This window comes from Deltaproteobacteria bacterium (assembly GCA_016219225.1).
Lineage (GTDB): Bacteria > Desulfobacterota > RBG-13-43-22 > RBG-13-43-22 > RBG-13-43-22 > RBG-13-43-22.
In genome coordinates this window covers 1-23,185 of the sequence record JACRBX010000272.1, presented here as the reverse complement: position 1 = coordinate 23,185, position 23,185 = coordinate 1, and the positions used below count along the sequence as shown (strand labels likewise).

The following is a 23,185-nucleotide window of genomic DNA, read 5'->3' as shown; positions in this document are numbered from 1 at the left end:
AAGTCCGCCCAGCCCATAGCCGTGGCGTTGGCCAGTGGAGATATCGATGTCGGGGCCACCGGTCTGACGGCCGGATTGTATAATTCCGTGGCCCAGGGGATGAAAATCGTGGTCGTGGCCGATAAAGGGCGGGAATGGCCGGGATATAAACTAACCGCTATCATCGTGGACACCGAACAGGCCAAGGCCGGGCTGAAGGACCTGAAGGATTTAAAAGGCAAACGGGTAGGGATCACCCAAATCGGTTCAACCTTTCATTATATCCTGGGAAACCTTCTCGAAAAAAAAGGGATGTCTCTCAATGATGTCAAAGTGGTCCCATTAGGCAGTGTGGCCAGTATGCGCGATACCGTCGTCTCTCACCAGATCGAATCCGCCTTCCTGGTTCAGCCCCATGTGGCCCCCCTGGAAAAGAATCAGACCGCCAAGGTCCTTCTTTGGGTGGGCGATCATCTGCCCTACCAGATCGCCGCCATCTTTTATGGAGAGAACTTTGTTAAAAATCGGTCTCAGGCCGTTTCTTTCATGAAAGGCTACATCCGCAGTTGTCGCTATTTTTATGATCAGGCTTTGGTCAAAAAGGAAGGTCCCGGATATCAGGAAATCCTGACCCTTATCTCCAAGTATACGGAGCAAAAACCCGAGGCGGTGGCCCTGGCCCTGCCCTACAACGACCGCAACGGGGAATTGTATGCCGAGGACATCCAAAAACAATTGGACTGGTATTTTCGACACACTCTGGTTTCTAAAAAGATGGCCGCTTCCGAATTGGTCGATCTTTCTTTCTGGAAAGAGGCCATGAAGGCTTTGGGGAAATAGGCCGAAACCCCGAAAATGAAAGTATCAATCCAAGACCTTTCCAAAAAATACACGGATCGACGGGGTGAGACCACTGAAGCCCTCGACCATATCAATCTCACGGTGGAAGAGAATGAGTTTCTGGTGGTGGTCGGTCCCAGCGGCTGCGGGAAATCCACCTTGTTGAACATCATTGCCGGACTCCTGGGTTCGACCTCCGGCCAGGTGGTCTTTGAAGGGGCCGGCGACAATACCCAACCTCAAACAGCCGTGGTCTTTCAGGAGTTTGCCCTTTTCCCCTGGAGAACGGTATTCAAAAATATCGTCTATGGCCTGGAAGAGCGGGGAGTAAACCAGACCGAACAATCGGCCATTGCCGAAAAATATATTCAGATGGTCGGGCTTAAGGGATGTGAACACCAATATCCCCACCAACTTTCCGGTGGTATGAAACAACGGGTCTCCATCGCCCGGGCCTTGGCCAATGATCCCCTGCTGCTGCTCATGGACGAGCCCTTCTCGGCCCTGGATGCCCAGACCCGGACCCTGATGCAATACGAACTGGCCCGCATCTGGGAAGAAACCCGGAAGAGTTTTCTCTATATCACCCATAATATCCAGGAAGCGGTTTTTTTAGGGGATCGGGTGGTGGTCCTTTCCCGGAGGCCGGGACGGATCCTGGATATTGTCCCCATTGACCTGCCCAGGCCCCGTGGGGAACATCTGACCTTAGAGAAACCTTATCTGGAATTGGTGGAACGGATTTGGGGCTATATCAAGGGCCAGGCCAAAGAGGCTATGGAGGGAAAAGGTTGAGTGTTTTATCAAACAAACTTGACCAGGGTCCACCGAACCCGGATCAAGTGGAAAAGGCCATAGTCCAGGACAAGACCTATTTTCTGCAGAGCAAGGAACATCCCTGGCTGAGTCTGATCTCTTTTTGCCTCATCCTGCTGGTTTGGGAATTTGTCAGTTGGAGGCAATGGGTCCCGCCTTTGTTCCTCCCGGCCCCCAGCGCCATCCTGGCCGAAGGATGGGCCATGATCAAGACCGGTTTGATTTTTAAACATATCCTGGCCAGTCTCGGTCGTATCCTTTGGGGGTTCCTCATCGCCTGTTCGCTCGGTATCGGTGTGGGGATCCTGATCGGGTTTTTCAGCATCCCCGAGGCCATAGGCAACCCGATCATTGCCGCCACCTTCCCTATTCCCAAGATCGCCATACTGCCCTTGCTCATCCTCTGGTTAGGGATCGGCGAGGCATCTAAGGTGGCCGTGATTGTTTTAGGGGTCTTTTTCCCGGTGGTGATCAACATCTATACCGGGGTCAAAAATGTTGATCCGCTCCTGATCAAGGCCGCCTTGAGCCTGGGTTCCAACCGGACCCGAATCATAAGAAAGGTGATCTTTCCCAGCATCCTGCCTATGATTTTTGCCGGAATGAAACTGGGCATGGGGATCGCCTTATTATTGGTGGTGGCCGCTGAGATGGTGGCCGCCGATGCCGGTATCGGTTTCATGATCTTAAATGCCGCCGACCTGATGGAGACCAAGAAACTGATGGTCGGCCTGGTTATCCTGTCTTTGCTGGGGATTTTTTTTAACTGGCTGTTTCAACGGCTGGAGCGGATGGTTATTCCCTGGAAGAAATAAGGGCCTGCAATTCCTGTTGCCTTCGTTCGATTTCCTCTTCCAATTCTTCAATAATCAAGAGCTGGTGCGGCCGGATGGAATGGGCCGGCAGGGCCGCTTCCCGGTCGGCCTTTTCTTCTTCCAGTCTCCGGATTTCTTCCTGAAGTTGTTCAATCCTTGAATCCATAAGGTTCCTTACATAAAATGCATTGGGTGTTTCATAATATTTAAGATTAGCCGATCGGGGATTTCTTTTCAACCGGAAAGGCGGAAAGCGTTGAAGATGAAGGCATAACGATTATCGGCCATAGCTGACTACTTTTTGAGGGCGAACAATCCTGGGATGTTTTTGATAGACCGAAGGCGGGATAAAAAGATTGCTGCCGTTACGATCCCGGGCCGAACGGTATAACACCGGCCTTCTTTGCCTTCCGGCCTTTCTCCCAATTTCTTTGCCAAGTTTCGGTCCGATGACGCCTTTATGTATTTTCCCTCTCAGGTCCCGGTCCCCGGAGAATTTTTTAAGTTTTGCGGTCGACCAATGTTTGGTGCTTAGGGCGTTTTTAGTAAGCATTTTTGAGCCCCTCGTAACCACTATGGCATTGGCCCCGGGTTTTTCTTTTAAGGCGGTTGTTGGAGATTTGGAAAAATAATACCCTTTTCCAAAACGAGCCTTGGGGTTCATTTTTTTACTGAAACCCCTTACCATAATTTTTCGGGCGGCAGCCTTTTTAGTGGCATGGAACAGCCATCCGGCCTCACTTTGGGTAGGGATCATCTGGAGGCCAAAGACAATAACCAGGCAGAGGATCAATTGTCCCATCCCGATTACCTCCTTCTCCCGCCCAAAAGATATCCAATAAATCGAAATGGCAAGATAAAGACGGCATACATCAACTGGCCCACAAAATGACTGGTTGCCTCTCTGCCGAATAAGACACTTAATACTCCCCGGAAAAGACACCAGACAAGTCCAATTAAGATGAGAATGATGATCCACCAGGGTAAGGCCCCAAACAAGGGAACAATAAACGGGGTTAACAGAAGCAGAAGAAGGAGCCCCCCGACAAATCTCAAAGCGGTCCTTTTGGAAATAATCCCCAGGATTAGAGCCAATCCGGCAAACACCATCAGGAGCGGGAAAAAACTTTCGGGCAGGAAAGCAAAAAGTAAAGATCCCATTAGGACTCCGCCTCTTTTAAGCCACCAGGTTTAAACCAAGCTGATCCGCTAATCTCCTCACGGCATCAACCTCTTCGAAAGTCACTCGGCGGTTCAATTCCCCGTCTTTGCAACTTATCATCCAATCCGGGCAATACTGGCCGCGTATTGAAACAAATAAATTCTCCTGATCCAGAGAAGCCAGGAAATTAAGGACTGGCTGGTGACAACATTTAAAATGTCCGGGCAAGACCAGTATGCGGACATAAACCGGCACCTTTTGCTCAACCATGGCCGAGATGGCCCGTTGGGCTGTCTGCGGATAGTGGGGTGCCAGAGAGAATCTTCGACCACAATCCTCCTGCCCATACTTGAAATCCGGCACATACACATCGACAATCCCTTCTAAGAGCTGGAGGGTTGAAGAAGAGGCATAGCCGTGGCAGTTCCAGACAATCGGCAGATTCCAATCATCGGGGGCTTTTTTAAGGAATTTTAAGACGGCATAAAGCGATTCATCAGGATTTCCTCCAATAAAGGACAGGGATCGAGCGCCCGGGATATCCAGCTTGGACCATAAGGTCCGGTCAAGTGGCTGACCTTTGATTTTCACCGGGTCCTGAAGCCCACCCCTCTGACAGAAGCGGCAACGCAGCCCGCATCCGGCCAGATAAAGCATAAAATTAATATATATTAAGTCGGGGGAATGTTAAAAAGGTGACGAAGAAATGAAGGGCGAGTAAAAAAGTTAGGAGTTAAGTTCTAAGGTAGCCAAGAAACGTAACCTTTCCTTCCACCAGCCAGGTGACTCTGCGATTAAGGGCAATATGCAACTCACCAAGACTTGTCAGTTCATTCCCAACCTGGGCCTTAAGAACCTTTAAGAAACTGTTCTGCATCGACACCTTCCCTGCTGATGGCATCCAATATCTCTTGACGAGGAATAAATTCCTCACCGGTTAGAAACACAGCGTCAAAACCATCGTCTCCGAAGATTTCCGATAAAAGGGAGATAATCTGCAATTGTTCCCTGAAAGAAAACTGCTTTCCTGATAAGGCAAGATCAATGTCCGAAATCCATTGGAAGCGGTCTTCGTTAAGAATAGAACCATAAACGGTGATTTTCTCAACACCCCGTTCCTTCAAAGAAGGGATAACCTTACTAAGCTGGCCCAGCAACTGCTCCCGACGTCTTTTTGCTTCCCTGATTGGTGCTAGTTCCATTTATAATATCTTTCAAGGAGCAAGTTTCAAACTTGCTCCAACCATGGAGGATATCTTCGTTGTCCTTGGCTATTTATTAGAGGCATAAACATTGTGTAAGCGCTCGGCCGCCTTATCCGGAATATCCACGGGCTCAAAAAGTGCAACGGGGTATAAATAATCCTCACCGGAATCATCAATGATACGCAACATTCCATGGGCATCAGCTATTTAACGGTGGCAATCCTTTGATAGACAATCTCTGACGGGCATCATTTTATTAATTCATAGTCAAACCTATTCAATCTCTTTAATCCCCTTGTCGGTTATACTATATTTTTGTTTAGGGCTTCTTGGTTTATCCGGGATAGTCATGACCAGGAGATTATCTTTAAGATACGGATTAACGAAATTTTTTAAAAAATTTTCCCGATGCTTAAGTCCCAGAAAGGCCATCATTTCTTTTATCGATCGTTCCGACAGGCAAAAACGGAGCAGTTTTAACTTGTCCGGTACTTGTCCGGTACTTGTTCGGTACTTGTTGATCAGCCTTTTTCTTTTGTTTAAATTGGACTTGAAAAGCATGTCCGGTCTCCTGCAAAACAAGCTCAATATCCGGATAGTTCGCTACTCCATCTTGCATCTTTTTTATTCCTGTTCCCCAGGACTCGATCAATTTCAAATCCTTGAATATAGGAGCCAGGATACGATTTCGTATTTCCGACCGGCCAGTGCCCAATTCTTCTACCGGGAGGGTATCCGGCAAAGGGCCCGGGCTGGTTATCTCTAACATATCATCAAAAATGGCCAATTTTATATCACTACCCAGGATAGAATAATCTCTGTGAATAATGGCATTGATCAAGGCTTCCCGTATGGCTTCCAGGGGATATTCCCAACGATCCTCCCGATAGATTTCTCCGATTTGGGAAGAAAGAGCGATATTTTTCTTTATAAAGGCCAGGGCCGGTTTTATCAATTTGACCTCCCCGTTTTGATCAACTCCCTCTTATTAAGGGCCTTGTCTAAAAGTAAATCCACTATTATTTCTCCGGCTGTAATAGTTCTAAGCACCTCCCCGGGGATCTTTATTTTGACCTCCTTTAAAATATTATATCACCAGTTAAAAAATAATTGCAAAAAAATCTATATCCTTATTGACATGCCCGACTCCTCGAGCTATTTTAGAGGCATAGCGCGCGCGGTAGTTTCCCCAAATCCCTCCTTCCCCCTTCCATGAACCCGGAGGTGTTGATGAAGTCCCTTAAATTTTTTGAACTTCCTTGAGGATGCTCAATAATGAAAGCCATGGTCTTACATCGTCTCTGCAATCTGGAGACCAATAGAACCCCTCTGGAACTGGTGGATCTCCCCACGCCCGAACCCAAGGCAAATGAAATCCGGGTCAAGGTTTCCGTCTGCGGCGTCTGTCATACGGAACTGGATGAGATTGAAGGCCGGACCCCGCCGCCGGGATTTCCGGTCGTCCTGGGCCATCAGGTGGTGGGCCGGGTGGAAAAGTTGGGGGCCGGGGCAAAAAGATTCGCCGTCGGGGACCGGGTAGGCCTGGCCTGGATTTTTTCAGCTTGCGGAAACTGTGCCTTTTGTTTGCGAGGGGATGAAAATTTATGTGATCGATTTCAGGCCACCGGCCGGGATGCCCCGGGCGGTTATGCCGAATACACCGTTGTTCCCGAACCATTTGCCTATAAAATTCCGGAGGTGTTTTCCGATGCCGAAGCGGCTCCCCTGTTATGTGCCGGAGCCATCGGCTATCGGTCGTTACGATTGACCGGGCTTAAGGACGGACAAAATTTGGGACTCGTGGGTTTCGGGGCTTCGGCCCACTTAGTGCTTAAGATGGCCCGCTACCAATATCCGGCCAGCCGGATCTTTGTTTTTGCCCGGAGCGATCAGGAGAAAAAATTTGCCCTGGAATTGGGAGCGGTTTGGGCCGGCGGGATCGAAGAGGCCTCCCCGGAAAAACTGCACGCGGCCATAGATACCACTCCGGCCTGGAAACCGGTGGTCGAGATCTTGAAAAATTTAGAAAGGAAAGAAAGATCCGGGGAGCCAAGGTCCTGAGGGTGGGAAAAAAGAATTTCTCTACGTCCTTTGCGGCTTTGCGGTGAACAAGACCCCTCTTTTCAAACACCTAAGGTGTTATCTCCTTTCCAAAATCCGCCTGGAAGCCATTCTGACCGCTGCCGGCAGCATCAGCCATTCATAAGGCAAAACAACTGCCTGGAGATCTTTCGCCACCTTTTGAGGGTCTTTTATCCCCTCGCAAAAACCTTTTACGATGGGATAAGGTATCAAAACCGCTTGTCGTAACAGCATATCCCCGCCGTCATAATCCTTATTGGCTTCATGGACCGTCGGATAGGTATAAAAAGGATCAGATATTTTTTTCTTGCCCCGGTCAATTTGGTCTTTGATTTCCTCTAAGACATGTTGATGCACGGCCAGACCATACATCTTGTCCCCGCCATGTTTGGCCGGATCGGCCGGATGGATATTATAAATATCCATTCCCTCGATGGGGTAGACCTTATGGATACAGCCAACCAGAAAAATTAAATCGGCAAAGACCATTCGCAACATTTTGTTGAGTTCATCATTGAAATGGTCCAAGCTACCACTTTCCTTATAATCGACCACATAACCGCGTAAACCATGGCTCTCGGCTTTTTCCAGGCAGCCGGCCCCTTTTTTGGTGCTGATCAGCACGGGCGGATTTATCTCCGGGATACATCCTGCTTCCCAGGCTTCCATAATGGAGTTGGCATCCGTGCCGGAGCCGGAAGCGATTAAGACCAGATTGATTTTCCCGGTGCCTTGGGTGCTTTCCGGCACATAATATTTCTTCATTGCCTTTTCCATGCTTTCCTCTTTTTGGGTATCAGTTTAGCTTTTTGAAAAACTATTTTCACCGCAAAGCCGCAAAGAACGCAAAGGGGGAAGAATTTTTTTCCTTTCTGTTGAGAGGACAGAAAGGAAAAAGCTTTCACAACCCTCCAGGAATAGGCCCCCTCCGGGCCGGAATTCCTTCGGCCGGCTTCCAAACGGAAGCCTTTGTTTAAGGTCGACGAAGTCGACCGCATAATTATTTGGTCGGAGGCCAGGGATGTTTTGTTCAATCCCGCCTCTCACGGGATTGAACAAAGATGTTTCTCTCTGCGTTCTTCGCGTCTTTGCGGTGAATAAGAGCTCTTTTTAAATTTATTTCACAGAAAAGATTAACCGCTTCTTCAGGCGGCTACCACCATTACCTTAAATTCCATCCCTGATCGAAAGCCCACTTTTTCTGCAGCGCTGCCTAAATTGGCGGCGATTTCCAAATAACCGCTGCTTCCGATCAAGGCCATTAACTGGCCGGGGCGGCCCTGGGAATAGGTTTGAGAAAGTCCGGTTATGGTCTGTGATCCTATCTCAATACGTAAGGAAAAGCCGGACAAAAAAGGGAGCAGCTTTTTTTGATTGATATTAGTGATCAAATTCCCGAAATGATCCACCCAAAGAACCAGGCCGATAAGGGCATTATTTTGGATTTCGGGTTCGGGAACAGAAAGTAAAACCGGATCAGAAATGATCGGCCCCATCTCCCCCAGGGGGACACCTAAACTCAGGTGTGCGGCTACAGGGGCCAATAGGTCCCGTCCGTGAAAGGTGGAAGAAACCTCCTTCAGGAAAAAGGCCGAATTAGTTAAATGGATGGGGTTGACCTCCGGAAAATCCTTTACTATCAGAGTAAACAACCCGTTATCCGGCCCGACCCAGATAGAATCATCGGTCTGAATGCCGATCAGCCGCCGTTCTCCCCCTACGCCGGGATCGACTACCGCCAGATGAATCGTCCCTTTTGGGAAATAGGAATATGTGGACTGTAAAACAAAGGCCGCCCCCAAAAGATCATGGTGGGATAAAGCGTGGGTGAGATCGACTAAAGGGACCCTGGGATTAATCCCTAAAATCACCCCTTTCATGATCCCCACATAAGGGTCCTGCAGACCAAAATCGGTGCTTAAAGTGATAATTGCCACACCAGAGTCCAGGTATACTCCGAGTTCTCTTATTTTTTAAGGCCTCGTCACACCAAGGGCCTGGAGAATCTCCCGCATGTGATTGATATGATCGTCCATGTGATACTCGGCCAGGGCACTTACAAACATAGACAGGGTCGGATATTCACCCATGGGCAAATCCTTAAACAAGGGGATATGGGCCTTGCGGGCAAGCTGCTCATCGGATAACTGAGCGACCAGTTCCGCCATCCGGCCGTATTCCCCTTTAAATTCGGCCAGGAGTTCCGCCAGGCTCTTGCGGGAGCGCTGCTCCGTAAAATAGGGATTGGCCGCCTCGATGTCGATTCGAGGGGTATCCTGCTGCAAGATGGCCTGAATGGCCGGCACCAGGCCGATGCCCTCAGGACCGCTAAGATGGCAAAGGATCATTTTAGGAGACCACCGGTCAGCCGGACCGCGGGAGGCCGTGGCTTCATCCAGGCCTTCACAAAGCCGGCCCATTTCTTCCACCTTCTGCCGAATCGTTTGCGCCAATCGGGCGCCTTCCGAAGATGCCATGTCTCTTCCTCCTTTTGAAAAAGTTTAAGTTGACAGGATTAATCAGAAACAAAAATTCCCTTCAGGTCAACAACCAAATCATCAAATATTCCCACCTTCACTTTATCCGCTCCCGAATAAACTTCCGCCCGGCCGTATTTCCCGTTTTCGGAAAGTCTGTATACCATGACGATTTTATCGATCGGATGGATGATCCAGTATTCGGGCACTTTATTCTTTTCATAAAGGTTCAACTTGGTGATATAATCCTTAGATGCCGTAGAGGGCGAAAGGATTTCCATAATCAGATCGGGGCTGCCTTTACATCCCTTTTCATCCAATTTCGAGGGATCACAGATAACCACGATATCCGGCTGCACGACGGTCCGGATCTCCCCCTCTTCTTCATCCCCCTCTGGGAAGCGGACATCAAAAGGGGCGTGGTAGATTTCGCATTTTTTTTCTTCCAGATATTGGGAAATCTTCTTGACCAAGGCTACAGAAATCTTTTGATGGCTCCTGGAAGGAGCCGGTGTCATATTATAAGCAACTCCCTCAATCAACTCCCAGCGTTCCCCATCCAGCCATTCCAGATAATCCTTGTAAGTATATAAGTTGTTCTCTTTTTTACTTGGATAACCCATAATGGTTCTTCCTTTTTAAAATAAGATTGTTTAATTATAGCAGAACGGTTTAATTATACAAAAAAATAGTGAAGAAAAAATTGACTGGCACCCGGCTGCCGGCTTGATAACGGCTGATGATAGGGGATAAAGGGTTAGACAGACCCGAGTTTATGGCGAAAGGGTCCCAAATTTTGCTCCCGGAATACAGGTTGTAAGGGGGTATTTTTTTTGCTATGGTTATTAGCTAATCATCTAAAGATAAAACAGTCCAAAGGAGATCTTATGGAACCCATTAAAAAAATTTTGGTTGCCGTCGATTTTTCTGAATATTCCAAACCAACCTTAAGTTATGCCGGCCATCTGGCTCATACCCTCCATGCTGACCTGGTCATAGTCAATGTGATCAATCAGCGGGATGTGGAGGCCATCCGAAAGGTCGAAGCCGAAGGGGTGGGGGCCTCAGTAGAAAAATATATTGCCCTTCAAAAGGCGGATCGTGAAGCGTCGACCGATCAACTTCTTTTAGAAACCGGCTGCCAGGACCTCAATATCATAAGGGTGTTTCGTATCGGGGTTCCCTGGGTGGAGTTGTTGGAGGCGATAAAAAAAGAACAGGCGGATCTGGTGATTATGGGCACCAAAGGGAGAACCAATATCAGCAATACCCTTTTAGGTTCAACCGCAGAAAAAGTTTTCAGGCGCTGCCCGATTCCGGTGTTGTCCGTCCGATCGAAAGAACATGAGGCTATTCTTGTCCGAAGAAATTGAAGCCCTGGATGATGCTACAGCATTCCGGCCAGATCTCGAATCAGCTTTTCGCTGTCCTTCCAGCCCAGGCAGGGGTCGGTAATGGATTTCCCGTAGACCGTACCGGTCGGCGGCTGGGCGCCTTCTTCGATAAAACTCTCGATCATCAGTCCCCGGACCATTTCCTTGAGCAGGGCCGAGTGCCGGCGGCTATGCAGCACCTCCTTGGCGATACGGGGTTGTTCGGCAAATTTCTTATTGGAATTGGCGTGGTTGGTATCCACAATGATCGTCGGATTGGCCAGCCCCCGCTTCTGGTAAGTCTTGGCAAAAAGGCTCAGGTCTTCAAAGTGGTAATTGGGGACTGCCAGCTTATAGTGATCAACGGCCCCCCGGAGAACGGCGTGCGTCAGGGGATTGCCGGTAGTCTTTACTTCCCACCGGTTATAACTGAAAGTATGAGGCGCTTGTGAGGCCTGAATGGAATTAAGAGTCACCTCCAGGTCGCCGGAGGTCGGATTCTTCATACCCACCGGGACTTCCAGGCCGCTGCAGGTCAGACGATGGGCCTGATTCTCTACGGACCGGGCGCCCACGGCTACATAGCTTAACAGATCCTCGATGTAGGCATAGTTCCCGGGATAGAGCATCTCGTCGGCTGCCGGAAGGTCCGATTCCCGAAGGGCACGGATATGCATCCTCCGGATAGCCTGAATGCCCTCGACCAGGTTCGGCTCTTCCTTCGGATCGGGCTGGTGGACCATCCCTTTGTATCCCAGGCCGGTCGTGCGGGGTTTATTGGTGTAGATTCTGGGAATAATGATGATCTTTTCCTTTACTTCGTCCTGCACCCCGGCCAGCCGGGCGATGTAATCGCAGACCGCCTCTTCATCATGGGCCGAACAGGGACCGATGATGAGCAGGAATCGGTTGCTCTCCCGGGTAAAAACGGCTTTGATCTCCTGGTCGCGTTTTTTCTTGATCCGTGCCAGGTCCTGTGACAACGGCAGGTCCGCCAGGATCTCCCGGGGGTTGGATATCTCTCGAAGATATTTGAAGCTCATAGTTTCTCATGCTCCGCATTTGAAAATTTATCTCTAACTTTTCGAAAACGCCAGATCATCCGCCTCTGGCCGGACGATTCTGGATCATTTGAAAAGCTTGGTATCCTCAATCCGTTTTTGTAAACTCCGGCTATCCTCCCGGTCTATCAATTCTTTCAGTTCCGACAGGCTGTTCATGTAATTCGTAATAACTTTTGGGGTATGCGGGTTCTGGGTAATAATCTCCGCATAGAGCCTGGAATTCCGGCCGAAGATTTTTTTTAGAATTACCAGTTTTGTTTTCAAGATCGGGGTGGCATATTGTTTCAGTTCTTCCAGACCAAACCCGGACCCGGCCAAAGTCAGGCCCAGGGTAATGGAATTCAAATGATTCAGACCCTGGACCAGGGCCATGCAGGCGTCATGATGGTCCGGTTGGGTTTCAATCAGAATGGCCCCATTTTTTATAAAAATTTCTTTTACCCAAGGAAGCCACTTCCGGCAGCGCACCGGGCAGAGGACTATATTGTGCCCCTTCAGGGTCTTGATCCGGGGCCCGAAAAGGGGATGGAGCCCGATAACTTCCGAACAGGAAGAGGCCAACATGGCCTTGACCGGTTCTTCCTTAAGAGAGGTCACATCCATCAACAGAGATTCTTTAGGCATGTGCGGTCCAATGGCTCGAATCACTTGCCCGGTGACACCGATGGGCACGCTGACGATCACCACCGGACACTGTCGGGCCATGGTCGGCAGGTCTAAACCGGAAGTCCTTCCCGCGGTCTGGACCGGAAAGCCTTCTTTGGTAAAGAAGCGAGCCATCCATCGACCCAATCCCCTGGTCCCCCCGATGATTCCGATTTGGATCTTTTTCATTTCTTATCAGCTTTCAAGGCCTTTTGTCTTAAAAGATGATCGGCCACAACAATGCGCACCATGGCCTCACACACCGGAACGATACGGGGTATGACCGCCGTATCGTGCCGGCCTTTGATCGACAAAGTAACCGGATTTCCTGAAAGATCGATGGTCTGTTGTTCTTTCCGGATGGAAGGGACCGGCTTGCAGGCCACCCGGATCACCAGGTCGTCACCGTTGGTGATGCCAGCCAGAATCCCTCCGGCCTGATTGGTCAGGAAACCCTCCGGGGTGATCGGGTCATTGCACTCCGAGCCCGTCATTCTGGCGGCCTCAAATCCGGCACCGATTTCGACCCCTTTAATGGATCCGATGCCCATCAGGGCCTTGGCCAGATCGGCATCCATCTTATCGAAGACAGGCTCTCCCAGACCCGCAGGACATCCCTTGACGATGATCTCCACGATCCCTCCCAGAGAATCCCCTCTCCGTGCGGTCTCCAGCAGCTTCTTTTCCATTTTTATAACGGCCTGGGGGTCAGGACAGTAAAGGTTGTTTTTTGAAATGGCCTCTAAAGAGATCCGCTCGGCCTTGATGCCCCCTATTTCCAGTGTATAGGCCAGGACTTCTATGCCTTGAGGGGCCAGCACTTTTTTGGCAATCGCCCCGGCCGCCACCCGGGCCGCGGTTTCCCGGCCGGAGGCCCGGCCGCCTCCCCGGTGGTCCCTCACCCCATATTTCTTGAAATAGGTAAAATCACCATGGCCGGGGCGGAAGATATCTTTTATGGCATCATAGGCCGAGCTGTCTGCATCTTTGTTGCGGATGAGCAAGGATATGGGCGTTCCCGTAGTCCGACCCTCAAAGATTCCGGAAAGGATCTCCACCCGGTCTTCTTCTTTCCTGGAGGAGGCGCTTGAAATCCCGCCCGGCCTTCTCTTTTTCAGCTCCTCCTGGATGTATTGTTCGGTCAGAGGGATGGAAGGCGGGCAACCCTCCACGACCGCACCTAAAGCCGGGCCATGGGACTCCCCCCAGGTGGTAACCTTGAATAAAAGGCCGATGGAATTGCCGGACATAAGGACTCCTGTGTTATCTGGTCTGTTTGGTCTGTTTGGTCTATCTGGTCTGTTTGGTCTGTTTGATTCGAAAATATATTTTTGGCACGGATTACACGATTAAAGCAATGGGGTATCCTTCGATCCTGTTAAGTCTGGATTGAGGGATTGGTTTCGAATCCTTATTAAGTTAAGGATCTCCTCAGTAATGGTCTCAAGGCTCTTGCCTTTGGTGTCAACACAGAAATCGGACACCTGTTCATAGAGAGGAAATCGCTCGGTCAGGGTTGCCTGGATTTCGGTCTCAAGGTCCCCCTTGGAAAGGGGAGGCCGCAGGTCCTTATTGTGGGGGTCGGCCGACATCCTTTCCCCTATGGTCTGAGCATCAGCGGCCAGCCAGAGGATCAGGGCATTCCTACTAATGATTGCTCTGTTTTCAGGGTCCAGGACCGCTCCCCCTCCCAGGGCGATAACCGTCGAATCCAGAGAAGCGATTTCCCGGATGACCGCTTTTTCTTCCTGCCGAAAGGATTCCCAGCCCTTTTCCTCCACCCATTCTTTGATCGTTTTACCTATCCGGTCGATAATCAGGGCATCGGTGTCATAAAAAGGGACCCCCAATTTTTCAGCCAGTTTTTTCCCCACCGAAGTCTTTCCAGTACAGCGGTAGCCGATTAAAATAATATTCATTAGCATTGTCCGGGGCTAAGTCGACAACTTTTCCAATTCTTTCCAGAATCCCGGAAAGGATTTCCGGACGCAGTCCGGATCCTTGATTTTAATGCCCGGAACGGCCAAACCCAGAATAGCAAAGCTCATGGCTATCCGATGATCGTTATAGGTTTCAATTTCAGCCCCATGGGGTCTGCCCCCTTCGATTTTAAGACCGTCTGCTGTTTCTTCGGCCCGAATTCCGGTCCTGGTCAACTCCCTGGCCAGAGCCTCCAGCCGGTTACTCTCTTTTATTCTGAGGTGGGCGACATTTTTAATAATAGTCCGCCCTGGCCGGCAGGCGGCCAATACAGCCAGGGTCGGGACCATATCCGGCATATCCCCCAGGTCAAAAAGCCTTTCTCCTGCAACCGGTCTTCCTCCCGAAACCTCCACCCAATCTCTCCCCCGACGTATCGTACACCCGAGCACTTGCAGGATCTTCAAAAAGCCGATATCTCCCTGCAAGGTCTCCGAAAGAATAGGCCGGACCCTGACCTTGCCCTGACACAAGGCGGCGGCCAAAAAAAAATAAGAGGCACTGGAGACATCTCCCTCGATCCGGCAGGTAATCCCCTTATACGGTCGGTCATTCTTGATTAAAAAAAGAGTCGGTGATTTTTGGATTACCAGGGCCCCAAACTGTTTCATCAAGGCCGTGGTCATTTCCACATAAGGTCTGGAAGGGATCGGGCCTTGAAGCTCGAGGGAAAGATCCTCCCCGGCAAAAGGGGCCGAGATCAGAAGAGAGGAAATATACTGACTGCTTTCCATCTGGCTGATTTTTACCCGGCCTCCCTTAAGGCCCTGGGCCTTAATGATGATCGGTGGAAAACCCGGCTGGTCTTTACTCCGGATATCCACCCCCAAGGCCTTCAGGGCCGTAAGCAAGGGTTGAACCGGTCTTTCCTTAAGACGGGCGGTACCGGTGAGCAGAAACTCGCCTTCTCCAAGGCAGACCACGGTAGTCAGCAGGCGCAGGGCCGTGCCATTGTTCCCCAGATAAATTTCCTGGTGGGGGTTTTTTATCAGGCCCTTTGTACCGTGGACTACCATATCCCCATCATGCATCTCAATACCGGCGCCCAGCAGGCCCAGGGCCGCTGCCAGATACCCCGTATCTTCTGAAAGGAGGGGGCCTTGCAAGAGGGAATCCCCCTCGGCCAGGGCGGCCATGATAAGGGCCCTCTGGGTATAACTCTTCGACCCGGGCATCGTAACCTGGGCATCAAGATGGGCTATCGGTTTAATCTCGATCATTTTTTTCTAATTTTGCCTGGATCAGCTTATACATGAAGTCCCTGGGGGGTTCCAGTCCGGTCCAGATCTTCAGTTGTTCCGCCCCCTGATGCACGAACATGCCCAGCCCGGAAATGACCTTGCACCCTGCCTCTTCGGCGTCCTTTAAAAGTTTTGTCTTGAGCGGGTTATAAATAATGTCCATGACCCAACCAAATTTTTTCAGGTGTGCTCTGGGAAAGGGTGATTTTTTTATGTCCGGGGCCATCCCCTGGGGGGTGGTATTGATCAGGCAATCGGCATCAATCTTTTCCATTTCGGATAACGGTAAAAAGGCACAGCCAAATTCCTTGGCCAGATCCTGTCCTTTGGCAACGGTCCGGTTGAGTATTACCGGATTCCCCCCTTCCCGGATCAGCCCGTAAAGGATTCCCCTGGCCGCTCCTCCGGCCCCGAGGACGGCAAATCGCTTCCCCCGGATTTCCAGGCCCTCCTTTAACGAAAGGGTAAACCCGAGCCAGTCGGTATTGTAACCCTTAAGGACCCCCTGATGATTCCAGATGGTATTGACCGCCCCGATCCGGCGGGCGGCCCCATCTATTTCATCCAGGTATTTTATGACCTCGGTCTTGAAAGGCAGGGTAACACTGACTCCCCGAATATCCAGCCCCCTGATCCCTTGCACGGCGGCCTTTAAATCCCGGACACAAAAGGGGACATATCGGCTCCTGACCTGCATCCGGTCTAAAGCGGCCTGGTGCATGAGGGGAGAAAGGCTGTGGGCCACAGGATTTCCAAAAACGGCAAATATACTTAAATCCCGGCCTGACGTCACTTTTTTGGATTTTTTCCCCGAAATAGGCCCCCACCTTCCTTCTGCGAATTTATCTCTCAGAATTTTATAAGCGCAAAAATCTGCTTCAACTCTTGAACAGTCATCTGCCCCGGGGCCGACTCCTCCCCCTTGGTTAAGGCGGCATAGGTCAGGTAGGAGCCCAGAAGAGGGGCAATGGCCCGGCTTATCTTCCCTTTTTCCCCCATGCAAAACGTAATAATTTCTGTCCCCAGTCTTTTGGCATAAGGGATGAGGTCTAAGACCGTCAGATTGTCCCCCACCTCTACAGCCCAGGGTACGATCTTGATAATATCCGCACCGGCTCTGCAGCCCTCTTCCAAAATCTTTTGCAGCGCCTCACGGGGCGGGGTCCCTTCCTGATTATGATAAGACAGGATCAATTTTGTTTTTCCCTGATGGGCTTCAATCTTTTTCTTCAGGTCGGCAATCAGGTCCCTGTCAGTCCCCAATTCCAGGTCCACATAATCGGCCCCTAAGGCCACTGCTTCTTTAAGAAGGTCCACCCTGGCCTCCTCATTGCCGGTGAAGGCCCCTCCTTCTTTTTTTACCCGGTTGGTGACCAGGATCTCCCCTTTTTTGTCGGCCAGCAGCCTCTTTAAATCAACCCTCCGGAGGCCGTCTATCCGCAGTTCCAGCATATCGGTCTGGGCAAATCCCGCTTCCATTTTGATCAGGGCCTCCTGGGTGGTCCCGGCGGTTATGGAAATGCAGATACGGGGATAGCGAGGGTCGGTCATTTTGACAGCCACCTTTCTTTTATCCTATTAAGCCCTCATGCCCTTTGGGGCGCCAAGGAGGTTCAAGGTTCAAGGTACAGGGTTCAAGGTTTTTCACACTTGCATCTTGCCACTTGCAACAATCTTTTCTAACCGACCCCCGATCCCTGCCCCCCGATCCCCGAAACTATTTTCGTCCTAATCCCTCTCCCCAGGGGTATGAGCCCAGGACCTTAATAAAAGTGGTCACCGTTTCTAAATCCTTAAGGCATTGCCGGACCTTCTCATCTCCCCAATGGCCGGAAAAATCCACAAAGAATAAATATTCCCATATCCGGTCCGGCAGGGGATAGGATTCAATTTTGAGCAGGTTCAGTTCTTTATTATTAAAGGGTTCCAGGGCATGGAAAAGGGCACCGGGAGTATGGGGGGTCCCGAACAGGATGGAGGTCTTATCCCTTCCGGTGGCCTCACTTTGACCTCTTCCCATAACGAGGAACCGTGTCGTGTTCAAAGGATAATCCTCAATCCGGTCGGCCAGGATCTTGAGTCCGTATAACTGGGCGGCTTCCTGGCTGCCGATAGCCGCTCCTTCCAGGTCTTCCAATACTTTTTGGGCAGCCTGGGCCGTATTCTCGACTTTAGACAAGGAACATTGGGGCAGATTTTTTTCCAGCCAGCCCTGGCATTGGGCTATAGCCTGGGGATGGGAATAGACCCTTTTAATCTTTTCTAAATTATCATTAGAAGAAATCAGGTAATGGGAAATCCTCAGGAAAACCTCGGCCCGGATGGACAGGGGGGTTGAACTCAAACGATCGAGGGTTTGTTTGACAGCACCCTCTCCGGAATTTTCAATGGGAACCACCCCGTAAGCGCATCTTTCCCGTTCCACCTGTTCAAAGACCTGGGCAATGTTCTTTTGAGGAAAAAATTGGGACATTTTCCCGAAATGGGCCAGGGCAACTAAATGGGTAAAAGAGGCCTCCGGACCGAAATAGGCCACTGTCACAGGGCCTTGAAGGGCCCGGGAGGAAGAGATAATCTCCCGGAAAATATCCTGTACCGCCTTATCGGAAAGGGGCCCCGGGTTGATCTGGGAAAGAAACTGAAAAATCAGACTCTCCCGGGAAGGGTCATAGACCTCCCGCCCGTTCTCTATTTTAACTGCCCCTACCTCAAGAGACAGTTTGGCCCGTTCATTCAAAAGGGTTACAATCTCTTTGTCCTTTTGCCTTATTTCTTTCCGGAGTTCTTCCAAGGGACTTTTTTTCATACTTTTAAGGCCTCGATGGCTTCCTGGATGATGTTTTCGGGCACCCCTCCGTTGATAAAAGGGAGTCCAATTTTTTTAAGGAGCACAAAGGGGAGGACCGCCCCTTTTTTCTTCTTGTCTTTGGTCATCCTGAATAACAGGGCTTTTGTTTCCAAATCACCGGGGATACGATGGGGGAGTCCGAAGACCCTGATCAGGGATTCGATCCGTTCCCTCTCCTTGGAAGATAAATAGTTAAGCTTCTCGGACAAAAAGGCGGCAGAAACCATGCCTATGGCCACTGCTTCCCCATGAGAAAGAGCATAACCCGATTCCGCTTCCACGGCATGGCCGATAGTATGACCGAAATTCAGGATGCGGCGAAGCCCGCCTTCTTTTTCATCCATTTCCACGATCCTTTTTTTAATGCGGCAGGATTTGGCAACGAACCTTTCAAGCAACCCCGGATCCCGGGTCTTGATGGCCTGGCCCCCTTCTTCCAGGGAACTCAATAGTTCAGGGTCTTCAATAATTCCGTATTTGATGATTTCCGGAAGGCCGTTATTGAATTCCCGATCGGTCAGGGTTTGAAGAAAGGTCAAATCGATAAAGACCGCCTGGGGCTGATAGAAAGTCCCCAGCAGATTTTTCCCGGCCGCCAGGTCAATTCCGGTCTTACCGCCGATGCTGCTGTCCACCTGAGCCAGCAGGGTAGTCGGAATCTGAAAAAAGGGGATACCTCTCATATAAATAGAGGCGATAAAACCGGTCATGTCCCCGACTACCCCGCCCCCTAAGGCGATCAGAGCCGAATGCCGGTCCACCCCAAGGGCCAGGAGGGACTCTACCAGATGAAGACAGGTCTGCACATTTTTTGAGGGCTCTCCAAAAGGGAAATCGATCAGATCCACATTCAGATCCATCTTCTTTAAGGTATCCAACACCCTTTTACCGTGAAGGGGCCCTACCTGGGAATCGGTAACGATTACAAAGCGATTGGTCCAATGCCCTTTGGTTAAGATAACCCCGATACGATCGATGATATCCTGGCCGATAAAGATTTCATAAGAGGAAGAAGTCTTGGCATCTAATTTAACTTTGATACGATTCATTGTAAAACCCCGGTCGTTCTCTTCATGAACCCCTGCAGCATCCTTAATTCATCCATGAGTTGATAAAATTTTTCCGGTTTCAGAGACTGGGAGCCGTCGCATAAAGCCTTTTCCGGCTGGGGGTGGACCTCTATCAGCAGCCCATCGGCACCCACGGCCACGGCCGCCCTGGATAAGGGCAGGACATATTTCCAATGACCGGTGGCATGGCTGGGGTCGACGATAACCGGAAGGTGGGTCAGTTCCTTTAAAACCGGGATGGCGCTCAGATCCAGGGTGTTGCGGGTGGCGGTTTCAAAGGTCCGGATGCCCCGCTCGCAGAGGATGACCTGATCGTTTCCGGCGGAAAGGATGTATTCGGCCGACATCAGCAGCTCTTCAATGGTGGTCATCATGCCCCTTTTTAAAAGGACCGGTTTTCGGGTCTGGCCCACTTTTTTCAGGAGGGCGAAATTCTGGACATTGCGGGTCCCGATCTGCAGGATATCACTGGTCTCGGCTACCAGTTCAACCTCGGTGGTATTCATGACCTCGGTGACCACCGGGATGCCCATTTTATCCCGCACTTTTTTCAAAAGCTTCAGCCCCTCTTCTTCCAACCCCTGGAAGCTGTAGGGAGAGGTCCTGGGCTTGTAAGCCCCGCCTCTCAAGATTTGGGCACCCCCTTTTTTTACGATATAGGCACTTTCCATCAGTTGTTCATCACTTTCGATAGAGCAGGGCCCGGCCATGACCACAAATTCCGGACCTCCGATTTCGAAATCCCCGATCCGGATAAGGGTATCCCCGGCCCGGCTCTCCCGGCTGGCCAGTTTATAGGGCTTAAGGATCGGCACAATCTTTTCCACCCCCGGAAGGTGCTCCACAGACTTTAATTGGGCCTTCCCCCGGTCGTCTCCGACCACCCCGATGATGGTCTGTTCCACACCCCGGGAAGGATGGGTCTGGTAGCCTACTGATTCAATCCATTGAATCACCCGGTTGACTTCGTCTTCTTGGGCATACTTTTTCATCACGATCACCATTGCTGACTCCCTTTCGAATGGCCTGGGTTCTTTCAGCCTTCCAGGGCTTAAAAATAAAAAAGCCATGGAGAGCATCTTTTCGTCTCCCCATGGCTTTTTTGATTTCTATTTTTATTTAGTTTCTTTAAGGCATCCTGAGCGATGGGCAGACCGGTAGGCAGTAATAATAAAAGTAATACCAAAAGCTAAAGCTGAAAAGTCTTTTACCCATCGTTTTCGATCTTTGATCCCCAAACGTATTAATAAAATACAGGTTAAAAGAAAGAGGGCCACCTTGTCAAGAAAAAAATGAGGCCTTATTAATCGACGAATAGAGACTTGTCCATGGAAATGGTTAATCCGTCGCTTTCTTTCAGCCTCTGGAGCAGACCTTGAATTTTAGGCAGTTCGTAATGATAGAAAAAACGCATGGTATGGAACTTGCCTTGATAGAACTGCCGTTCCAGCGCGGAAAGGTCGGTACTCAGGGCCTTCTGCAGGGACAAACCCTGGAGGAGCCATTGCCAGGCGATGGTGATGATCCCGAAAAGCTCCAGGTATAAGGTGGCATCGGCCAGGAAGAGCTCCGTTTTTCCTTCTTGGCCCAGGCTGACCAGATAGCCGGTAATCTTTTTTAACGACTCCAGGGCCTCCCCCAGCATCCGGGCATAAGGATTCAGGGTGGGAACTGTTTCGGCCTCCCGGATCGTCTTTTGGACCTCTTCCACAAAAAGACTGAAGGCCTTCCCCCCTTTCATTAAAACCTTACGGCCCAGCAGATCCAGTCCCTGTATCCCGGTCGTTCCTTCATGAATGGGGTGGATACGGGCATCCCGATAAAAGAGTTCCAGGAGGAATTCGTCGCAGTAGCCATACCCTCCAAGACATTGGAGCCCCTGACTAATGGACAGGATCCCCATTTCCGATGGATAAGTCTTGGCAACAGGGGTCAGTAAATCCAGCAATAAATGGTACCGATTCCTTTCTTCCCCTTCGGTGATCTTCATCTGGTCCACATATCGGCTGCATTGCAATAAGATGGCTAAGGACCCTTCCGTAATGGCCCGTTGAAAAAGGAGCATCCGCTTGATATCGGCATGCTCAATGATCGGGATTTGCGGAGTGGCAGGATCTTTGGCGGAAATTTTTATCCCTTGCAAACGTTCCCGGGTATATTCCAGAGAGGCATAATAAGCGGCCGAGGCGATACCGGCCGCCCCTAAGCCCACGTTGATCCGGGCTTCATTCATCATCTGGAACATATAGGGCAGACCCTGGTGAGGCTCTCCAACCAGATACCCCCGGCAGTCATCCATTTCCCCCATACTTAACTGGGTAATGGGGGCCCCCCGGTAACCGAGTTTATGATAAACACCGGCCACCTGGAGATCATTAAAAACCAAATCTTGGCCTTCCACCCTTTTTTTAGGGACCACAAAAAGGGAAATCCCCTTGACCCCGGCCGGGGCCCCTTTGATTTTGGCCAGCATCAAATGGACCACATTGTCCACCCCGTCATGATCTCCGGCCGAGATAAAAATCTTTTGGCCACGGATCCGGTAAAATCCCTGATCGGTCGGGAGGGCCATCGTCTGAATATCGGACAGAGAACTTCCGGCCTGGGGTTCGGTTAAGGCCATGGTCCCCTGCCACTCACCGGAAAGCATTCTGGGGACATATAATTCCTTCAGTTCCTCGGAACCGAAAGACAGGATCAGATTGGCCGCCCCGGCAGTCAGATGGGGATAAACACTGGCCGAGTAATTGGCGGCAGAAAAAATAAACTGGCCGGCCGTGGAAATAAGCTGGGGAATCTGCTGCCCGCCTTGATCGAAGGTGAAAAGAGAAGCAATCCAGCCCCCTTCGCCGGATTCCTTCATAAAGGTCCTGACCGTTGGATGTACCTTGACTTCTCCATTAATAAAAGCCGGCGGGGTCTGGTCCATCTCCCGAAGGGCCGGCCTGAGCATATCTTGTCCCATCTTCAAGGCCGTCTCCAGGGTCAGGTCAAAGATTTCCTGACTGTGTTCCTGAAAATAGGGATATTGGATAAGGTCTTCAATCCGGAAAACCTCATAAAGCATAAATTTCAGATTTCGCAAACTGACAAATTGATCCATTAGAAAATCCTCCTCTCAAAAGCCCATCGACAAAGAAGTAATCGGGCAGACAAACCATCAAACTTCAAAAGAGCTACCCCAGACTTCACTTTTTAAGTGGGGCCTGAGGTAACTACCGTCCTAAGCGTTAAGATTATTCTCCCGAAGGATTCTTTCCTTTACATCGATCCAGCTTCTGATCCATGAGGGGGAAAACTTTTTCCGCCGGAACCTTGAAGGTCGGACCGGGATTGGAAGCGCCCTTAAACCAATAGTTAGGTGGAATATTAAAAGATTCCTTCTGTTGTTCGGGAGGAACGAATTCGAATATGTGCAGATCCTGGATGGCTTTGTGGTCACAAGGCCGCATTTTCATGACCTTCCCGGTGGTAAACTTATAACTGTCCCCTTCCCAGATTTTTATAATTTTTTCCGGATCCGTACTCTGGGCCCTTTCGATGACGCTTAAGAGCCAATAGGTCTGCTCGGTGTAAGAGCCGATGTTT

27 protein-coding genes are annotated in these 23,185 nt (G+C 50.3%); 5 read left to right on the top strand and 22 right to left on the bottom strand.

The annotated features are described in order from the left end of the window. From HY879_22655 to HY879_22645, 3 genes are all read left to right on the top strand, one after another. Window positions 1–819 (top strand): ABC transporter substrate-binding protein (locus HY879_22655; protein MBI5606146.1); only part of this gene is annotated, 819 nt, incomplete at its 5' end. Between the two features lie 15 nt (window positions 820–834). Next, the gene (locus HY879_22650; protein ID MBI5606145.1) at window positions 835–1,614 is read left to right on the top strand and encodes an ABC transporter ATP-binding protein; all 780 of its coding nucleotides are present in this window, start codon (window positions 835–837) and stop codon (window positions 1,612–1,614) included. Window positions 1,615–1,661: 47 nt separating this feature from the next. Then, on the top strand, window positions 1,662–2,450 hold the full coding sequence (locus HY879_22645; GenBank protein MBI5606144.1) for an ABC transporter permease: 789 nt from the start codon (window positions 1,662–1,664) through the stop codon (window positions 2,448–2,450). On the opposite strand, the gene HY879_22640 is transcribed toward HY879_22645, so the two are convergent. The 6 genes from HY879_22640 to HY879_22615 all read right to left on the bottom strand — a co-directional run bounded on the left by HY879_22640 (window position 2,431) and on the right by HY879_22615 (window position 5,772). Then, window positions 2,431–2,616 carry a hypothetical protein gene (locus HY879_22640; GenBank protein ID MBI5606143.1) on the bottom strand — a complete coding sequence of 62 codons (186 nt, stop codon included), beginning with the start codon at window positions 2,614–2,616 and terminating at the stop codon, window positions 2,431–2,433. The two genes, HY879_22645 and HY879_22640, sit on opposite strands and share 20 nt — an antisense overlap. 111 nt (window positions 2,617–2,727) lie before the next feature. Further along, complete coding sequence (locus HY879_22635) at window positions 2,728–3,252, bottom strand: hypothetical protein (GenBank protein MBI5606142.1); 525 nt, start codon at window positions 3,250–3,252, stop codon at window positions 2,728–2,730. Between the two features lie 5 nt (window positions 3,253–3,257). Then, complete coding sequence (locus HY879_22630) at window positions 3,258–3,611, bottom strand: hypothetical protein (GenBank protein MBI5606141.1); 354 nt, start codon at window positions 3,609–3,611, stop codon at window positions 3,258–3,260. A gap of 16 nt (window positions 3,612–3,627) precedes the next feature. Further along, complete coding sequence (locus HY879_22625; protein MBI5606140.1) at window positions 3,628–4,269, bottom strand: radical SAM protein; 642 nt, start codon at window positions 4,267–4,269, stop codon at window positions 3,628–3,630. 191 nt (window positions 4,270–4,460) lie between these two features. Continuing rightward, window positions 4,461–4,814: a nucleotidyltransferase domain-containing protein gene (locus HY879_22620; protein MBI5606139.1), complete on the bottom strand. Its 354-nt coding sequence runs from the start codon at window positions 4,812–4,814 to the stop codon at window positions 4,461–4,463. A gap of 415 nt (window positions 4,815–5,229) precedes the next feature. Then, the gene (locus HY879_22615) at window positions 5,230–5,772 is read right to left on the bottom strand and encodes a hypothetical protein (GenBank protein ID MBI5606138.1); all 543 of its coding nucleotides are present in this window, start codon (window positions 5,770–5,772) and stop codon (window positions 5,230–5,232) included. A 320-nt stretch (window positions 5,773–6,092) separates the two neighbouring features. Here HY879_22615 and HY879_22610 point away from each other — a divergent pair, with 320 nt between their 5' ends. Continuing rightward, entirely contained in the window at window positions 6,093–6,878 is a 786-nt protein-coding gene (locus HY879_22610) for an alcohol dehydrogenase catalytic domain-containing protein (GenBank protein MBI5606137.1), read from the top strand. A gap of 78 nt (window positions 6,879–6,956) precedes the next feature. On the opposite strand, the gene HY879_22605 is transcribed toward HY879_22610, so the two are convergent. The 4 genes from HY879_22605 to HY879_22590 all read right to left on the bottom strand — a co-directional run bounded on the left by HY879_22605 (window position 6,957) and on the right by HY879_22590 (window position 9,999). Then, window positions 6,957–7,676, bottom strand: coding sequence for a hypothetical protein (locus HY879_22605; GenBank protein MBI5606136.1), 720 nt, complete (start codon window positions 7,674–7,676; stop codon window positions 6,957–6,959). Between the two features lie 368 nt (window positions 7,677–8,044). After that, window positions 8,045–8,830, bottom strand: a complete 786-nt coding sequence (locus HY879_22600) for an SAM-dependent chlorinase/fluorinase (protein MBI5606135.1) — start codon at window positions 8,828–8,830, stop codon at window positions 8,045–8,047. 42 nt (window positions 8,831–8,872) lie between these two features. Then, window positions 8,873–9,376: a DinB family protein gene (locus tag HY879_22595; protein MBI5606134.1), complete on the bottom strand. Its 504-nt coding sequence runs from the start codon at window positions 9,374–9,376 to the stop codon at window positions 8,873–8,875. A gap of 38 nt (window positions 9,377–9,414) precedes the next feature. Continuing rightward, window positions 9,415–9,999: a Uma2 family endonuclease gene (locus tag HY879_22590; GenBank protein MBI5606133.1), complete on the bottom strand. Its 585-nt coding sequence runs from the start codon at window positions 9,997–9,999 to the stop codon at window positions 9,415–9,417. A gap of 264 nt (window positions 10,000–10,263) precedes the next feature. Here HY879_22590 and HY879_22585 point away from each other — a divergent pair, with 264 nt between their 5' ends. Continuing rightward, the gene (locus tag HY879_22585) at window positions 10,264–10,749 is read left to right on the top strand and encodes a universal stress protein (protein MBI5606132.1); all 486 of its coding nucleotides are present in this window, start codon (window positions 10,264–10,266) and stop codon (window positions 10,747–10,749) included. A 14-nt stretch (window positions 10,750–10,763) separates the two neighbouring features. Here HY879_22585 and HY879_22580 read toward each other — a convergent pair whose 3' ends face one another. The 12 genes from HY879_22580 to HY879_22525 form a co-directional block, all read right to left on the bottom strand. Then, window positions 10,764–11,792 (bottom strand): 3-deoxy-7-phosphoheptulonate synthase, encoded by a 1,029-nt coding sequence (locus HY879_22580; protein ID MBI5606131.1) that lies wholly within the window; start codon window positions 11,790–11,792, stop codon window positions 10,764–10,766. An 84-nt stretch (window positions 11,793–11,876) separates the two neighbouring features. Further along, complete coding sequence (locus HY879_22575) at window positions 11,877–12,647, bottom strand: prephenate dehydrogenase/arogenate dehydrogenase family protein (protein MBI5606130.1); 771 nt, start codon at window positions 12,645–12,647, stop codon at window positions 11,877–11,879. Beyond that, window positions 12,644–13,708 carry a chorismate synthase gene (aroC, locus tag HY879_22570; GenBank protein MBI5606129.1) on the bottom strand — a complete coding sequence of 355 codons (1,065 nt, stop codon included), beginning with the start codon at window positions 13,706–13,708 and terminating at the stop codon, window positions 12,644–12,646. The genes HY879_22575 and aroC overlap by 4 nt, the downstream gene beginning before the upstream one ends. A gap of 99 nt (window positions 13,709–13,807) precedes the next feature. Then, window positions 13,808–14,377 carry a shikimate kinase gene (locus tag HY879_22565; GenBank protein ID MBI5606128.1) on the bottom strand — a complete coding sequence of 190 codons (570 nt, stop codon included), beginning with the start codon at window positions 14,375–14,377 and terminating at the stop codon, window positions 13,808–13,810. Between the two features lie 15 nt (window positions 14,378–14,392). Then, window positions 14,393–15,658 (bottom strand): 3-phosphoshikimate 1-carboxyvinyltransferase, encoded by a 1,266-nt coding sequence (aroA, locus tag HY879_22560; protein MBI5606127.1) that lies wholly within the window; start codon window positions 15,656–15,658, stop codon window positions 14,393–14,395. Beyond that, window positions 15,645–16,424 (bottom strand): shikimate dehydrogenase, encoded by a 780-nt coding sequence (aroE, locus tag HY879_22555; protein ID MBI5606126.1) that lies wholly within the window; start codon window positions 16,422–16,424, stop codon window positions 15,645–15,647. Before aroE ends, aroA begins: the two co-directional genes overlap by 14 nt. 104 nt (window positions 16,425–16,528) lie before the next feature. Then, the gene (gene aroD, locus HY879_22550; GenBank protein ID MBI5606125.1) at window positions 16,529–17,242 is read right to left on the bottom strand and encodes a type I 3-dehydroquinate dehydratase; all 714 of its coding nucleotides are present in this window, start codon (window positions 17,240–17,242) and stop codon (window positions 16,529–16,531) included. Window positions 17,243–17,396: 154 nt separating this feature from the next. Then, a complete protein-coding gene (gene pheA / locus HY879_22545; GenBank protein ID MBI5606124.1) occupies window positions 17,397–18,485 on the bottom strand; it encodes a prephenate dehydratase in 1,089 nt (362 codons plus the stop codon). Beyond that, the gene (gene aroB / locus HY879_22540; protein ID MBI5606123.1) at window positions 18,482–19,576 is read right to left on the bottom strand and encodes a 3-dehydroquinate synthase; all 1,095 of its coding nucleotides are present in this window, start codon (window positions 19,574–19,576) and stop codon (window positions 18,482–18,484) included. Before aroB ends, pheA begins: the two co-directional genes overlap by 4 nt. Continuing rightward, window positions 19,573–20,601 carry a 3-deoxy-7-phosphoheptulonate synthase gene (gene aroF / locus HY879_22535; protein MBI5606122.1) on the bottom strand — a complete coding sequence of 343 codons (1,029 nt, stop codon included), beginning with the start codon at window positions 20,599–20,601 and terminating at the stop codon, window positions 19,573–19,575. Before aroF ends, aroB begins: the two co-directional genes overlap by 4 nt. A 299-nt stretch (window positions 20,602–20,900) precedes the next feature. Continuing rightward, on the bottom strand, window positions 20,901–22,700 hold the full coding sequence (locus HY879_22530) for an acyl-CoA dehydrogenase (protein MBI5606121.1): 1,800 nt from the start codon (window positions 22,698–22,700) through the stop codon (window positions 20,901–20,903). Window positions 22,701–22,833: 133 nt separating this feature from the next. Continuing rightward, on the bottom strand, window positions 22,834–23,185 hold a 352-nt coding region (locus HY879_22525), incomplete at its 5' end, for a hypothetical protein (GenBank protein ID MBI5606120.1).

What these genes read in the sequence shown, in the direction of transcription:
- HY879_22605 (MBI5606136.1), bottom strand. Translation starts at nt 7,676, where the DNA reads ATGGAAAAGGCAATGAAGAAATATTATGTGCCGGAAAGCACCCAAGGC.
- HY879_22620 (MBI5606139.1), bottom strand. Translation starts at nt 4,814, where the DNA reads ATGGAACTAGCACCAATCAGGGAAGCAAAAAGACGTCGGGAGCAGTTG.
- HY879_22610 (MBI5606137.1), top strand. Translation starts at nt 6,093, where the DNA reads ATGAAAGCCATGGTCTTACATCGTCTCTGCAATCTGGAGACCAATAGA.
- HY879_22630 (MBI5606141.1), bottom strand. Translation starts at nt 3,611, where the DNA reads ATGGGATCTTTACTTTTTGCTTTCCTGCCCGAAAGTTTTTTCCCGCTC.
- aroC (MBI5606129.1), bottom strand. Translation starts at nt 13,708, where the DNA reads ATGTCCGGCAATTCCATCGGCCTTTTATTCAAGGTTACCACCTGGGGG.
- HY879_22585 (MBI5606132.1), top strand. Translation starts at nt 10,264, where the DNA reads ATGGAACCCATTAAAAAAATTTTGGTTGCCGTCGATTTTTCTGAATAT.
- pheA (MBI5606124.1), bottom strand. Translation starts at nt 18,485, where the DNA reads ATGAAAAAAAGTCCCTTGGAAGAACTCCGGAAAGAAATAAGGCAAAAG.
- HY879_22640 (MBI5606143.1), bottom strand. Translation starts at nt 2,616, where the DNA reads ATGGATTCAAGGATTGAACAACTTCAGGAAGAAATCCGGAGACTGGAA.
- HY879_22635 (MBI5606142.1), bottom strand. Translation starts at nt 3,252, where the DNA reads ATGGGACAATTGATCCTCTGCCTGGTTATTGTCTTTGGCCTCCAGATG.
- aroF (MBI5606122.1), bottom strand. Translation starts at nt 20,601, where the DNA reads ATGGTGATCGTGATGAAAAAGTATGCCCAAGAAGACGAAGTCAACCGG.
- HY879_22650 (MBI5606145.1), top strand. Translation starts at nt 835, where the DNA reads ATGAAAGTATCAATCCAAGACCTTTCCAAAAAATACACGGATCGACGG.
- aroA (MBI5606127.1), bottom strand. Translation starts at nt 15,658, where the DNA reads ATGATCGAGATTAAACCGATAGCCCATCTTGATGCCCAGGTTACGATG.
- HY879_22575 (MBI5606130.1), bottom strand. Translation starts at nt 12,647, where the DNA reads ATGAAAAAGATCCAAATCGGAATCATCGGGGGGACCAGGGGATTGGGT.
- HY879_22530 (MBI5606121.1), bottom strand. Translation starts at nt 22,700, where the DNA reads ATGGATCAATTTGTCAGTTTGCGAAATCTGAAATTTATGCTTTATGAG.
- HY879_22590 (MBI5606133.1), bottom strand. Translation starts at nt 9,999, where the DNA reads ATGGGTTATCCAAGTAAAAAAGAGAACAACTTATATACTTACAAGGAT.
- HY879_22565 (MBI5606128.1), bottom strand. Translation starts at nt 14,377, where the DNA reads ATGAATATTATTTTAATCGGCTACCGCTGTACTGGAAAGACTTCGGTG.
- aroB (MBI5606123.1), bottom strand. Translation starts at nt 19,576, where the DNA reads ATGAATCGTATCAAAGTTAAATTAGATGCCAAGACTTCTTCCTCTTAT.
- HY879_22625 (MBI5606140.1), bottom strand. Translation starts at nt 4,269, where the DNA reads ATGCTTTATCTGGCCGGATGCGGGCTGCGTTGCCGCTTCTGTCAGAGG.
- HY879_22580 (MBI5606131.1), bottom strand. Translation starts at nt 11,792, where the DNA reads ATGAGCTTCAAATATCTTCGAGAGATATCCAACCCCCGGGAGATCCTG.
- HY879_22595 (MBI5606134.1), bottom strand. Translation starts at nt 9,376, where the DNA reads ATGGCATCTTCGGAAGGCGCCCGATTGGCGCAAACGATTCGGCAGAAG.